Origin of the sequence: Paenibacillus ihuae (assembly GCF_001368795.1) — a bacterium.
Classification (GTDB): Bacteria; Bacillota; Bacilli; order Paenibacillales; family Paenibacillaceae; genus Paenibacillus_AQ; species Paenibacillus_AQ ihuae.
The window spans coordinates 3,643,150-3,656,629 of sequence record NZ_LN831198.1 but is presented as its reverse complement, the minus strand read 5'-3'; the positions used below and the strand labels follow the sequence as shown (position 1 = coordinate 3,656,629).

At 53.0% G+C, this 13,480-nt stretch carries 14 protein-coding genes and 1 pseudogene; 13 read left to right on the top strand and 2 right to left on the bottom strand.

Annotated features, from left to right (window positions below):
• The 5 genes and pseudogenes from AQR02_RS34410 to lipB form a co-directional block, all read left to right on the top strand.
• Positions 1-314: pseudogene (locus AQR02_RS34410) on the top strand (dihydrolipoyl dehydrogenase); the annotation flags it as partial.
• A gap of 225 nt (positions 315-539) precedes the next feature.
• Entirely contained in the window at positions 540-1,574 is a 1,035-nt protein-coding gene (locus AQR02_RS16835; protein ID WP_054941471.1) for a thiamine pyrophosphate-dependent dehydrogenase E1 component subunit alpha, read from the top strand.
• Positions 1,575-1,577: 3 nt separating this feature from the next.
• The gene (locus AQR02_RS16830; protein WP_054941470.1) at positions 1,578-2,564 is read left to right on the top strand and encodes an alpha-ketoacid dehydrogenase subunit beta; all 987 of its coding nucleotides are present in this window, start codon (positions 1,578-1,580) and stop codon (positions 2,562-2,564) included.
• Between the two features lie 78 nt (positions 2,565-2,642).
• Positions 2,643-4,058 (top strand): dihydrolipoamide acetyltransferase family protein, encoded by a 1,416-nt coding sequence (locus tag AQR02_RS16825; RefSeq protein WP_054941469.1) that lies wholly within the window; start codon positions 2,643-2,645, stop codon positions 4,056-4,058.
• Positions 4,059-4,113: 55 nt separating this feature from the next.
• Positions 4,114-4,830 (top strand): lipoyl(octanoyl) transferase LipB, encoded by a 717-nt coding sequence (gene lipB, locus AQR02_RS16820; protein WP_054941468.1) that lies wholly within the window; start codon positions 4,114-4,116, stop codon positions 4,828-4,830.
• Between the two features lie 70 nt (positions 4,831-4,900).
• Here the strand turns inward: lipB and prli42 are convergent, their stop codons facing one another.
• Positions 4,901-5,002, bottom strand: coding sequence for a stressosome-associated protein Prli42 (gene prli42 / locus AQR02_RS32000; protein ID WP_108722016.1), 102 nt, complete (start codon positions 5,000-5,002; stop codon positions 4,901-4,903).
• Positions 5,003-5,097: 95 nt separating this feature from the next.
• On the opposite strand from prli42, the gene AQR02_RS16815 reads away from it, so the two are divergent.
• Positions 5,098-6,225: a tripeptidase T gene (locus AQR02_RS16815; protein ID WP_054941467.1), complete on the top strand. Its 1,128-nt coding sequence runs from the start codon at positions 5,098-5,100 to the stop codon at positions 6,223-6,225.
• 113 nt (positions 6,226-6,338) lie between these two features.
• On the opposite strand, the gene AQR02_RS32500 is transcribed toward AQR02_RS16815, so the two are convergent.
• Positions 6,339-6,512, bottom strand: coding sequence for a hypothetical protein (locus AQR02_RS32500; RefSeq protein ID WP_159067778.1), 174 nt, complete (start codon positions 6,510-6,512; stop codon positions 6,339-6,341).
• A gap of 77 nt (positions 6,513-6,589) precedes the next feature.
• Between AQR02_RS32500 and AQR02_RS16810 the strand changes: the two genes are divergently transcribed.
• From AQR02_RS16810 to deoB, 7 genes are all read left to right on the top strand, one after another.
• Complete coding sequence (locus tag AQR02_RS16810; protein WP_054941466.1) at positions 6,590-7,162, top strand: NUDIX hydrolase; 573 nt, start codon at positions 6,590-6,592, stop codon at positions 7,160-7,162.
• Entirely contained in the window at positions 7,153-8,352 is a 1,200-nt protein-coding gene (locus AQR02_RS16805; protein ID WP_082451876.1) for an endonuclease Q family protein, read from the top strand. The genes AQR02_RS16810 and AQR02_RS16805 overlap by 10 nt, the downstream gene beginning before the upstream one ends.
• A 103-nt stretch (positions 8,353-8,455) precedes the next feature.
• The gene (spoIIM, locus tag AQR02_RS16800; protein ID WP_054941464.1) at positions 8,456-9,091 is read left to right on the top strand and encodes a stage II sporulation protein M; all 636 of its coding nucleotides are present in this window, start codon (positions 8,456-8,458) and stop codon (positions 9,089-9,091) included.
• Between the two features lie 939 nt (positions 9,092-10,030).
• A complete protein-coding gene (fur, locus tag AQR02_RS16790) occupies positions 10,031-10,498 on the top strand; it encodes a ferric iron uptake transcriptional regulator (RefSeq protein ID WP_054941462.1) in 468 nt (155 codons plus the stop codon).
• A 197-nt stretch (positions 10,499-10,695) separates the two neighbouring features.
• Positions 10,696-10,929, top strand: coding sequence for a DUF4227 family protein (locus tag AQR02_RS16785; RefSeq protein WP_054941461.1), 234 nt, complete (start codon positions 10,696-10,698; stop codon positions 10,927-10,929).
• A gap of 154 nt (positions 10,930-11,083) precedes the next feature.
• Positions 11,084-11,977, top strand: a complete 894-nt coding sequence (xerD, locus tag AQR02_RS16780) for a site-specific tyrosine recombinase XerD (protein WP_054941460.1) — start codon at positions 11,084-11,086, stop codon at positions 11,975-11,977.
• A 292-nt stretch (positions 11,978-12,269) separates the two neighbouring features.
• A complete protein-coding gene (deoB, locus tag AQR02_RS16775; protein ID WP_054941459.1) occupies positions 12,270-13,448 on the top strand; it encodes a phosphopentomutase in 1,179 nt (392 codons plus the stop codon).
• Positions 13,449-13,480: the final 32 nt, after the last annotated feature.

The window sequence follows — 13,480 nt, the reverse complement described above, 5'->3', positions numbered from 1 at the left end:
CAGAGAAGGAAGCCCAGAGCCTGGGTCATGATGTGGTGACCGGGAAATTCCCGTTCTCGGCCATCGGCAAGGCGATTGTGTACGGAATGAAGGATGGCTTCGTCAAGGTTGTAGCTGACCGCACCAGCGGGGATATTCTTGGGGTGCAGATGATCGGTCCGCATGTGACCGACCTGATCGGGGAAGCCGCGCTGGCGCAGCTGCTGGACGCCACACCTTGGGAGCTCGGGGAAGCGATCCATGCCCATCCTACCTTGTCCGAGATTATTGGAGAAGCAATGCTGGCCGTGGATGGCAGAGCAATCGGCTTCTAGGAAACGATGCGGGTAATAAAAGGAATCCGAAAGAGAGCTAATTACGCCTGAGAAACGTAAAATAGCTCTATTCCGGCTTTTCCTCTCTTTTCTTTTTGACTGCAAAGGGCTTATAATGATCTTGAGTTAGGTTTAGTACCTGGTTATAAGATCAGGGCACAATAGATGGAGTTGTACGAAGCAGCAGGCAGTATAGCTATCAAAATATTTAGGAGGTACCTCTGTATGGAATCCCAAGGTACTACTGTAGGAACGGTTAACAGACATTCACAGCTTGGACTCACAGACGGCCAGGTCATTGATATGTACAGATATATGCAGCTCGGGCGCAAATACGATGAGCGCAGTTTGCTGCTGCAGCGTGCCGGCAAGATCAACTTTCATGTCTCCGGTATCGGCCAGGAGGCGGCGCAGGTTGCAGCAGCGTTTGCGCTGGACCGGCAGAATGATTATTTTTTACCGTATTACCGCGATTACGCCTTTGTATTGTCGGTGGGTATGACTACGCGGGAGCTGATGCTGTCCGTATTCGCTAAGGCGGAGGACCCCAACAGCGGCGGCCGGCAGATGCCGGGCCATTTCGGCAGCAAGCGCCTGCGCATCGTGACAGGCTCAAGTCCTGTAACAACCCAGGTTCCGCATGCGGTTGGCTTCGCGCTGGCAGCTAAGATGAAGAAGAAGAAATTCGTGTCCTTTGTGACCTTCGGGGAAGGCTCCAGCAACCAGGGGGATTTCCATGAGGCCTGCAATTTTGCGGGTGTGAATAAGCTGCCGGTCATCATTTTTTGCCAGAACAACCAGTATGCCATTTCTGTTCCGGTCCACAAACAGCTTGGCGGCAAAATCAGTGACCGTGCACTGGGCTACGGCTTCCCTGGCGTGCGCGTTGACGGCAATGATCCGCTGGAAGTGTACCGTGTGGTTAAGGAGGCGCGGGAGCGCGCGATTGCCGGGGAAGGGCCGACATTGATTGAAGCGATGATGTACCGTTTGTCGCCGCATTCCACCTCTGATAATGATCTGGCTTACCGGACCAAGGAAGAGGTTGACGAGAACTGGAAAAAGGACGGCATTGCCGCGTTCCGCACTTATCTGACCGGACTTGGACTCTGGAGTGACGAGCAGGAGCACGATCTTGCCGCTGAATATAATTTGGAACTTAAAGAGGCTATCGAATACGCCGAAAATGCACCGTTTCCGAAACCGGAAGACACGCTGCTGCATGTGTACGATGATTCCGGCCTCAAAGGAGGAGCATAACTCATGGCGATGATGGAATATATCGATGCCATCCGTTTGGCGATGAAGGAAGAAATGGAACGCGATGATTCGGTATTTGTGCTCGGCGAGGATGTTGGCCTTAAGGGCGGTGTGTTCACTACCACTAAGGGATTGCAGGAACAATTCGGGGAAGAGCGTGTAATGGATACACCGCTGGCCGAATCGGCGATTGCCGGTGTTGCCATCGGGGCAGCGATGTACGGCATGAAGCCGATTGCGGAAATGCAGTACTCTGACTTCATGCTGCCGGCCACCAACCAGATTATCAGCGAAGCGGCCAAAATCCGCTACCGTTCCAATAACGACTGGAGCTGCCCGATTGTGATCCGTGCGCCGATCGGCGGAGGAATCTTCGGCGGACTGTACCATTCCCAGTGCCCGGAATCGATCTTCTTCGGTACGCCCGGACTGAAGATCGTTGCGCCTTATTCGGCAGCAGATGCCAAGGGCCTGCTGAAATCTGCCATACGAGACCCTGATCCGGTGCTGTTCTTTGAGAATAAGAAATGCTACAAGCTGATTAAGGAAGATGTGCCTGAAGGTGATTACACCGTGCCGATCGGCGAAGCGAACCTGCTGCGTGAAGGCAGTGACATCACGGTTATCGGGTACAGTCTGCCGCTGCATTTTGCGATGCAGGCAGCAGAGGAACTGGAGCGCGAGGAAGGGATTACCGCGCATATCCTGGATCTGCGCACGCTGCAGCCGCTTGACCGCGACGCGATTATTGCGGCGGCCCGCCAGACCGGCAAGGTGCTGATTGTCCACGAGGACAACAAAACCGGGGGCATCGGCGGGGAAGTGGCAGCGATTATTGCTGAACACTGCCTGTTCGAGCTGGACGCGCCGATCTTCCGGCTATGCGGCCCCGATGTGCCGGCGATGCCGATTAGCCCGCCGATGGAGAAGTTCTTCATGCTGAGCAAGGATAAAGTGAAAGCGGAAATGCTCCGGCTGGCACAGTACTGATTAACATGTTTCCGAAGCGAGTTTGTACGAAGTTAATTCAGGAAGCATCTGCTAACAAAATTTTTAAGGAGTGACGACATGTCTGACAATACAAAGCTGACCGATGTGATGATGCCGCAGCTTGCGGAATCGCTGGTGTCAGCTACGATTGGCAAGTGGCTGAAGAAGCCGGGGGATCTGGTAGAGCAATATGAACCGCTCTGTGACCTTATTACCGATAAAGTGAATGCCGAGCTCCCTTCCACCGTGGAAGGTACGCTGGTAGAGCTGCTGGCCGAGGAAGGCCAGACGGTCAGCGTGGGCGAGATCATCGCCCGCATCGCCGTGGCTGCGCCTGCCGGAAGCTCCGCACCGGCGGCTTCAGCTGCACCGCAGGCAGCTTCAGCTGCGCCTGCCCCGAGCGCGCCAGCCGCACCGGGCCGGCCGGCTGCACTGGCTCCATCAGCAGCGGACGCGCCGATGCGCTCACGCTACTCGCCGGCGGTGCAGACGCTTGCCGCTGAGCACCGCATTGACCTAGGCGCCGTGCCGGGCACCGGACTCGGCGGACGCATCACACGCAAGGATGTGCTGATGTTCCTCGAGAACGGCGGCGCTGCTGCCGTTCAAGCTGCGTCCCCGCAGCCGGGCGCGGCGCCGGAAGCCCGGACTGTACCAGAAGCCTCCCAGCAGCCTGCGCTCCAGGCCATTCAGGCGGAGGTACAGGAGAAGCTGGAGCCGGTCCGTCAATCCGGTCTTCATCTGAGCGAATCCCCGCGTATTCCAACGATTGAGGTGGAAGGCGGACTTGGCAGCAGCTCGGAGTATCTGATTGACGTAACACCGATCCGCAACACAATCGCGACAAGAATGCGCCAGAGTGTATCGGAAATTCCGCATGCCTGGACGATGATTGAAGTGGATGTGACCAATCTGGTGGTGCTGCGCAACAAAATCAAGGATGAGTTCAAACGCAAGGAAGGGATCAATCTGACTTATCTCGCCTTTATGATGAAGGCTGTCGTTAGTGCGATCAAGGATTACCCGATTATGAACTCCGTATGGGCCGTTGATAAAATCATCGTCAAACGTGATATCAATATCGCGCTTGCTGTCGGTACAGAGGATTCGGTCATGACGCCGGTTATCAAAAAGGCTGACCAGAAGAATATCGCGGGGCTGGCCCGCGAGATCGATGAACTGGCCCAGAAGACCCGCGAGGGCAAGCTGCGCCTGGATGATATGCAGGGCGGTACCTTTACCGTGAACAACACCGGTTCCTTCGGTTCTATTCTGTCCTACCCGATCATCAACTACCCGCAGGCGGCGATTCTGACATTCGAATCCATAGTCAAAAGACCTGTTGTTATCAATGACATGATTGCCGTGCGCTCCATGGCCAACATCTGTCTGTCCCTGGATCACCGGATTCTGGACGGTGTCATTTGCGGCCGTTTCCTGCAGCGTGTAAAAGATAATCTCGAAAGCTATACGCCCGACACTAAACTGTATTAAGTTTCGTTATGAATCCTAAATCGGAAGACTGATATCCAAGCGGGGAGCTGAAGTGATGAATCAACCGGAACCTGGTAAGCTGGAGCTTTCATATCACCCCCTGATGGAGTATGGCGCGGCCTGGGAGCTGCAAAAGAAATCCGTACTGGCGATCGATGCCGGAGAGGCTAATGAACAGCTGATTCTTTTGCAGCATCCGCCTACCTACACCATCGGTTCACAGAATCATCCGGAGCATCTGCTCTTGAGCAAGGAACAGCTGGAGCAGCAAGGTATTGCCTTGTTTGAAATCGATCGCGGAGGAGACATTACATATCATGGGCCGGGCCAGCTTGTCGGCTATCCGCTGCTAAAGCTCGGGGAAGAGGGCAAGGTGGATTTACGCGGTTATCTTCGCCGCCTGGAATCTGTCATCATTGATTATTTGGCAGCACAGGGGATAGAGGGAACTCGCAAGCCGGAGTATACCGGTGTGTGGGTCGGAGATGAGAAAATCTGCGCGATTGGTGTCAAGTTCAACAAAAGCAGATCACGCAGAGGGTTTATCACCAGCCACGGGTTTGCCTTCAATATCTCGGAGGGAATCGGACGGCGCGGATTTCAGGGGATTATTCCTTGCGGCATTTCGAGTTATGGAATCACGTCACTGGAGGAATGCAGCGGCCGTTCATTTGAAATGGAGCAGGTGGCAGAGGCATTGATTCCCTATTTTCTGCACCATTTTCCTTATGAAGCGGTTCGGGCGGAGAGCAGCACGGTTCCGGCGGATTAAGCGGCTGCTGCGGCATGCCAAACAGCGCCCGGAAACCGGACGCTGTTATTAATGTGCCAAGGCTTGTCCGTTAACCGGCCATGAAGGGCTCGATTACCAGCAGTACGGTTGAGGCGACCATGGCGATCAGCATGACATAAATCACGACGCGGAACCATTTTTGACGATTCATGAGTGACTCCTTTGGGATTAGTTTAAGTTAAAAGCGTACATGAAAATAAGCAGTACCACTATTGTAACTTATCTGTGAAAGAGAGGGAAGCCTAAGTGATAGTACAAGACCGATTGATTCAGGAGTTCATGGAGCTTGTCCGTGTGGACAGCGAAACCGGAAATGAACGTCAGATAGCCGATGTGCTAAAAGCAAAATTCAGCGCTCTGGGCCTTACAGCCATCGAAGATGATTCCCGGGAGCGTACCGGACATGGAGCGGGCAATCTGTTCGTAACCTGGGCGGCCGACAGCGGTGCGGCAGCACCTAAGCTGCTGTTCACCTGTCATATGGATACAGTGGTTCCCGGGCAAAATATCAAACCCACCCTCGGGGAAGACGGCTGGATTACCAGCGACGGCACTACAATCCTCGGCTCGGATGACAAAGCGGGACTTGCTGCATTGTTCGAAGCGATCCGCGTCATTCAAGAGCAGAAGATTCCGCACGGTCAGATCCAGTTCGTGATTACAGCGGGAGAAGAATCCGGACTGCTTGGCGCACGGGCGATGGACCCGAAGCATCTGGATGCGGATATGGGCTTTGCCCTTGATTCCAACGGTGAAGTTGGAGCGATTGCTGTAGCAGCACCGACACAGGCGAGAGTAACGATGCAGATTTTCGGAAAATCTGCGCATGCGGGTGTCAATCCCGAGGACGGCATCAGCGCCATCCAGGTCGCCAGCAAGGCTATTTCAGCGATGAAGCTGGGACGAATCGACAAGGAAACAACGGCTAACATCGGTAAGTTCGCAGGCGGCGGTCCGACGAATGTCGTCTGTGATCATGTGCAGCTTGACGCGGAAGCGCGCAGTATTGTTCAGGAGAAGGTAGAGCTGCAGATCGCTTCCATGCGTGAAGCTCTGGAAACTACAGTGCGGGAATATGGCGCAGAATGCGAGTTCCGCAGTGAGATTCTTTACCCGGCGTTCAGCTTCAATGAACATGATCCTGTTGTGCAGCTTGCTGACCGGGCTATTACTTCACTGGGCCTTGCGACTCGTCTGTTTCATTCGGGCGGCGGAAGCGACGCCAACGTATTCAACGGCTTGAAAGTTCCAACGGTGAATCTGGCGATTGGCTATGAGCATATTCATACCACCAAGGAACGGATCAAAGCCGAAGATATCGCCAAAGCGGCTGAACTGGTTGTAGCGATCGTAAAAGAAAGCGTTAAAGCTTAATAGAATGAGCTGCCTGCAAGAAGAATAAATGAAATGAAGGAGCTGTTTCCGGGAATGCCCGGGAACAGCTCCTTATGTTTAGCCGGCGGGTGAAGGTGGGCAAGATGTGTTATTCAGCCGGCTTTAGGTGGACGAATCCGGGACTCTGCCTGCAGCCGCAGAACGTAGGTCAGGGGCATATCACGTCCGTACTTTTCCGTCCAGCCTGCAATGACCGCTTTAATCTGCTCAGGCTTGCCTGCGATTGTAACCGCTGATGTGCTTGTACGGATAAGGATGTCCTTCATGCCTGCATTCCTTCTTTCCCCTTAAGTTTGCTATAATACACCTTATGCAGATCCCAGTTAAAGGAGACCATGAAACTATGAAAAAAGAAGAATTGAACCGTAACCCCGCCTTAGACGAAGAGACATTGTCCACACAGCCGATTTTTGAAGGCAAAATTATTACCCTTCAGGTAGATACCGTGAAGCTGCCGGACGGCAATACCGCTACCCGTGAGGTGGTGAAGCATCCTGGTGCTGTCGCGGTGCTGGCACTGAACAACAATAAAATGCTGGTGGTAGAGCAGTACCGCCAGCCGATGCACCGCACGGAGGTAGAGATTCCTGCAGGCAAGCTGGATAAAGGCGAAGACCCGCTGGCAGCCGCAGGACGTGAGCTGCAGGAGGAAACCGGCTTTCACAGCGGGGAGCTGAAGCTGCTGAAATCCTTCTATACCTCACCCGGCTTTGCGGATGAAATCATCCATCTGTATGTGACGGATAATGCCCAGCCGGGGGATATGGCGCTGGATGAGGATGAATTCTTAGAGGTCTCTGAGCTGACACTGGAGGAAGCGTACCAGTACATTGCGGACGGGCGGATTGCCGATGCCAAAACCATGATGGCAGTGTACGCATGGCATCTCTACACGCTGACAGGTCAATGGCACTAGAACCGAAGCTGCACAGCTTTTACTGCGATCTTCATGTTCATATCGGCCGGACCTCGGCGGGACAGGCAGTCAAAATCAGCGGCAGCCGGAGTCTTACCTTCGCGAATATTGCCTTAGAAGCGGCGGAACGCAAGGGGATAGAGCTGATCGGCATCATTGACAGTCATTCGCCGGGCGTGCTGCAGGATATCCGTGATGCTCTTGAGTCGGGTGAGATGACCGCGGCAGAAGGCGGGGGGATTGCTTACCGGGGAACAACACTTCTGCTGGGGAGCGAAATCGAAATCCGCGAGCCCGGGCGTAAGGAATGTCATGTGCTGGCTTTCCTGCCGGACCTTGCTGCCATGGAGGATTTCAGCAGCTGGATGAGCCGGTATATGCGCAACATCAACCTCAGCTCGCAGCGGCTGTATGCCTCCTCCAGAGACCTGCAGGATGAGATCTGCGGACGGGGAGGAATACTGATTCCCGCGCACATTTTCACGCCGCATAAAGGGCTGTATGGCTGTGCGGCGGAGCGGATGGCGGAGCTGTTTGATCTGGAACGGATTGCAGCGGTTGAGCTTGGCCTCAGCGCGGATTCGGAAATGGCAGGATATATTTCCGAGCTGGACAGCTATACCTTTCTGACCAATTCCGACGCGCATTCCCTCGGCAAAATCGGCCGCGAGTACAACATAATTGAAATGGCGAAGCCTTCGTTCAGCGAGCTGCGCCTTGCGCTGGAGCGCCGTGAGGGCCGGAGGGTCAGTGCCAATTTCGGCCTGAATCCGCGGCTTGGCAAGTATCACCGGAGCTACTGCGCCGGATGCGGCAGCATTATCGACGAGGCGTATGCCACCTCGGAACGCTGTCCTTATTGCGGCAGCCCTAAGCTGGTGCAAGGGGTGTTTGACCGGATATTGCATATCGCTGACCGTGAGCAGCCGGTTGTTGCGGAACATCGCCCGCCTTATCACTACCAGGTTCCGCTCGAGTTTATCCCTGGCCTGGGCAAGGCCAAAATGAACGCGCTGCTCGCGGCTTTTGACACCGAGATGAATATCCTGCACCGTACCGGCGAGGCGGAGCTTGCTCAAATAGCGGGATCCCAATTAGCGGCACAGATCGTTCTGGCGCGTACGGGCCAGCTTGCGCTGACATCCGGAGGCGGCGGGACTTACGGTAAAGTGAAGAGCACCGAGAGATAACGGGCTCTTGGGGCCTGATCGTCTCACATATCCAAAGGACAAGTCATAGAGCGGGACGTTTCCTCATATGGTGTAACATGTGACCTGAAAGGAGAACGTCCCTATGCGCAGTTTGCGGCTGATGATCAAGGAACAGACGCCTCTTTATATTTTTGTTGCGGTATTATTTCTGGTTGGGGTCGTTTTTGGGGCACTTATAGTAAGTGCGCTGACACTTGATCAGCAGCAGGAGCTGGGTGATTACCTGGGTAATTTCTTTGTCACCGTGGATCAGCAGGGACTGCCCGCCGCCCCTGATTCCTACTGGAGCATTGCCGCGCTGAATCTGAAGTGGGTCGGCCTGATCTGGATTCTGGGCTTGTCGGTGATTGGACTGCCGGGGATTCTGATACTTGATTTTCTCAAAGGGGTGCTGATCGGCTTTACGGTCGGCTGCCTGGTCAGCGAGTATTCTTGGCACGGGATGCTGTTCGCGCTTGTCTCTGTGGCTCCGCACAATCTGGTGCTGATTCCGGTACTGCTTGTCAGCAGTGCGGCGGCTATCGCCTTTTCCCTGCTGATGATCCGCAGCCGTGTGCTTGGCCAGCGGCGTACGCCAGTGACCAGACCTTTTGCCATGTATACGCTGCTCTCCCTCGGGATGGCCGTGCTCGTACTGGGGATTTCCGGTTTCGAGGCCTGGGTGACGCCGGAGATGATGAGATGGGTGACACCGATGCTGATAGGTCAGAGTGTGTGAAGCCACAACTATATGAACAAAATAACCTGCCGGGCCATAAGCCTGACAGGTTATTTATTTAATAATGTTTGATTAGTCCAGGAGCTGTAATCACCAAGCGGTGCGCCGATATCGTCTGCTTTTGTACGATCATAAGGATACTAAGTGGAAAAACACCCACTAATACAGCTGATTTTCCCTGCAGCCAACATCTAATTGGAATGAATCCACTTACATTGCGTGAAAAGCAGAAGTTTGCTTTATAGAGGATATATTAGATGGACATTTTCCAACAAAATTCATTATTGTCTCTGCAATCAAAAATGAAAATGGATTCATTCCATTTAGTCTATTATAGTCAGGTCAAGCTGTCAGGAAGTGTGTCATTACAGTGTCTCATGATTTAAGTCAATTTCGCTCGATAAACGTCCATACTGTTAGTATCAAACTCAACAGAATGATAACCCATAGGCCTGTCCTTTCAGAAAAGCCAGCGGTTACTCCTATCGAGGCGGCATTTCCGAATATAACTTCTTTGAGGATGTAGTGCAGCATTTTGAGGATGGCGAAGAACATAAGTATAGCCTTAACGGATTTTTTGATTGCCTGCTTTCTGATAAAGTTCACCACCACTTTACTCCAAATACAACCGCTTTTTCTATGCTTCCATTATGTTGCAGGTTCCTGCCGGATTCAAGCTTTTAATGCGCCTTTTCATCAAACCTTTATCTTTCATTCATTGTATTTTAAGCTTTCAGGCTTATAGTAGTCACATGACCCCCTTATAATAGAACTTGGCCCTGCCGGACGCCGGCGGGGTCCCTTTTTTGTTCATACATTCCGGGTGCACTGCGCTTGAACCCATTCTAAAAGCGTTTGACTTCTCAAAGCGACTCCCCCTATAATGTAAGAAGTGGTTTTGTGCCCGGTGCGGTAATTTTCCAAGGGGGAGGGAGATAGGTGGAAGCCCGGATAGACAAGATAAAACAACAGCTACAATCCCAAGGATATAAGCTTACGCCCCAACGGGAAGCGACCTTAAGAGTGCTGCTGGAGAATGAAGAAGATCATTTAAGCGCTGAAGATGTGTTTATGCTTGTAAAAGAGAAGGCTCCCGAGATCGGTCTCGCCACCGTATATCGTACCCTGGAACTGCTCAGCGAACTTCATGTCGTGGAGAAGATTAATTTCGGAGACGGCGTTGCCCGCTATGATTTGCGGACGGATACGGCTAAACATCATCATCATCATCTGATCTGTGTGCAATGCGGCTCGATGGACGAGATTCGCGAGGACTGGCTGGGACCGCTGGAAGAGCGGCTTGAGAACGAATATAATTTTACGGTGCTTGACCATAGACTTGATTTTCACGGGATTTGCCACCGTTGTAAAGCTAAGAATGCGGCGGACGGCAGCACTCCTGAATAAGCTTATAGATGAGGAATTACCGCACAAGCTCTCCCCGGTATCTGCCGGAGGGGGCTTTTTAAATGATTTTTCCAGAAGATATACATAACATCAGTATCCGGCGCATACAGTGTAGGACGAGTTAACGCGAGTGGTAACTATGTTTGCGCAGACTACAAAGCGCTTCATCCTTACGATCCTATTAGGAGGTATCTTAAATGATTATCTCTGTGCCCAAAACGGTGCGCCGGTTGTATTTTATGACTTTGCTGGTTGCCCTGAGCTGCCTTTTTTATTATGCGCTGAACTGGATCGGCGCCTGGATCAGTCCGGTAGATCATTATGAAATCCCGGAAGGCTCGGCTGTCCGGGCGTTTCAGGAGTCCCCGCATCCCGAGGAAGGGCTGAATGCCGGGCAGCGCCTGCGGCTGTACTACTGGTACGGCGAGTGAAGCTGGGGCCAAAAGCAGGAAAAAGCTAGAAGTCTGTCGAATGAAGCTAAGGTGAGTTTGCCCGGTTTGCTGTTACAGGCCGGCTGTCAGACTCACATGCCTAAATGCTGCATAGCCGCGAAGAGCAGCCTGAGCAGACGGGAGAGTGAGTAGAATGAAGTCACATTTGCAGCCTTTTATGCAATATCTGTCCGTTGATAAAGGTTTGTCTTCGAGTACGCTGGAATCTTATGGACGCGATGTCTCGCAGTTTTTGGAATTCGCCGGGGAGCGGGGGATCGTATCGCCGGAGGAAATTAGAAGATCGCATCTCATTCAGTATCTCGCCGGACTCCGGGGTGCCGGGCGGGCAACGGCCACGGTTAACCGGAACACGGTATCGCTGCGCGCATTTTTTCACTATTTGCTTAAGGCAAGGCTGGTTGAGCAGGATCCTACGCTTGATATGGAAATGATTAAACCCAGCAAGAAGCCGCCGATGATACTGAGTGTTGGGGAAATAGAGCGGCTGCTGGCTGCACCTGATGAGGCCAGTCCGCAGGGCATGCGGGATAAGGCAATGCTGGAGCTGCTGTACGCAACGGGCATCCGCGTCTCTGAACTGATCTCCCTGAATGTAGAGGACGTGCAGACGGAGCTGAAATTTGCCCGCTGCAGTGCGGCATCCGGCAAAGAGCGGGTGGTACCGATCGGTACCATTGCTGCAGACTGCGTTGCTGTATATACAGCCGGGATGCGGGACAAGCTGCTGCGGGGGAATCAGGAGGAGCCTGCTCTGTTTCTGAATAGTCTCGGCGGAAGGCTGACCCGTCAGGGATTCTGGAAAATCATTAAAAAATACGCGCGTGAAGCACATATTGAACAGGATATTACACCGCATACCTTGAGGCATTCTTTTGCCGCCCATTTGCTGGAAGGCGGTGCGGATCTCCGCTCGGTTCAGCAGATGCTCGGCCATGCCGACATCTCGACTACACAGGTGTACAGCGGGATCGCCCGCAAAAATATGAAGGAAGTCTACGAGAGCCATCATCCGCGGGCCAAGTAAATGCTCTGCGGCTAATTGGCGGGATCAGGTTTAGTGGAAGTTGCCCGTTACATTAACGTGCTAAAAAGATGCTTTTTGTGAGTAAGATAGTTATGATGGAATCATACTGAAAGAATGGCCGGATAAATCGGTACAGCCGGACGGTTCTTTCGCTAGAAAACGGGTACCTAACAAGCGGGCTACTGCCCCCGGGCTTTCCAGGGGAGTACCCCCTGCGGAAGAAGGTAGAGCCGTTTCTTCTTGTTTGGATTAGACCAGAGAGAATGCAAACTTCTAAGGAGTGAATGAACGAATGTCCTTATTTAAACGGATCGGATTTATTGTGCTGGATAGTGTGGGTATCGGTGAAGCGCCGGATGCCGAAAGTTTCGGAGATAAAGGTTCCCATACACTGGGACATATTCTAGAGCGGGTGCCGGGCCTCAAGCTGCCGAACCTGCAAAGATTAGGCCTGGCGAATATTTCGCCGCTGCCGCCGCTTGAACCTGTAGATGCGCCAACCGGATATTACGGCAAAATGCAGGAGGTATCTGTTGGTAAAGATACGATGACCGGCCATTGGGAACTAATGGGGCTGAAGATTGAAGTACCGTTCAATGTGTATCCGGACGGCTTCCCCGCTGAACTGATTGAGAAGTTCGAAGCAGCAACCGGACGCAAAGTCATCGGAAACAAACCGGCTTCCGGTACAGAGATTCTGGTGGAGTACGGTGAAGAGCAGATGAAGACCGGAGCCTGGATTGTCTACACGTCGGCGGATAGCGTCTTCCAGCTTGCAGCGCATGAAGATATTATTCCGCTTGAAGAGCTGTACAGCGCCTGCAAAATCGCCCGCGAGCTGACGATGGCCCCTGAATTCTCAGTAGGCCGCGTCATTGCACGTCCTTATGTCGGCCAGCCGGGAGACTTCAAACGTACCCCTAACCGTCATGACTATGCCGTGAAGCCTCCGGAATCAACGGTTATGAACGCTTTGGAAGACATCGGCAAAGATGTTATTGCTGTCGGTAAGATCAATGATATCTTTACCGGCGAAGGTGTTACAGCCTCTTACCCGACCAAGAGCAACGAGCATGGCATTCAGATCACGATTGACGAGCTGCGTAAGCCGTTTGACGGCTTCCTGTTCACCAATCTGGTAGACTTTGATTCCCTGTACGGTCACCGCCGTGATCCGGAAGGATACGGACGTGCGCTGGAGGTCTTTGATGAGGCACTGCCGGAGCTGCTGTCCACACTCAGCGAAGACGATCTGCTGATTATTTCTGCCGACCACGGCAATGACCCGATCCATAGCGGAACGGATCATACGCGTGAGTATGTGCCGCTGCTCATTTACAGCCCAAGATTCAAGACGCCGGGCAGCCTCGGCATCCGCCAGACCTTCTCTGATGTTGCGGCAACGATTGCAGATAATTTCGGGGCGAAAGCGCCGCAGTACGGGACAAGCTTTTTGGCAGAACTCAAATAATAAAGAAGCCTGGATGATACAGGCATAACCTC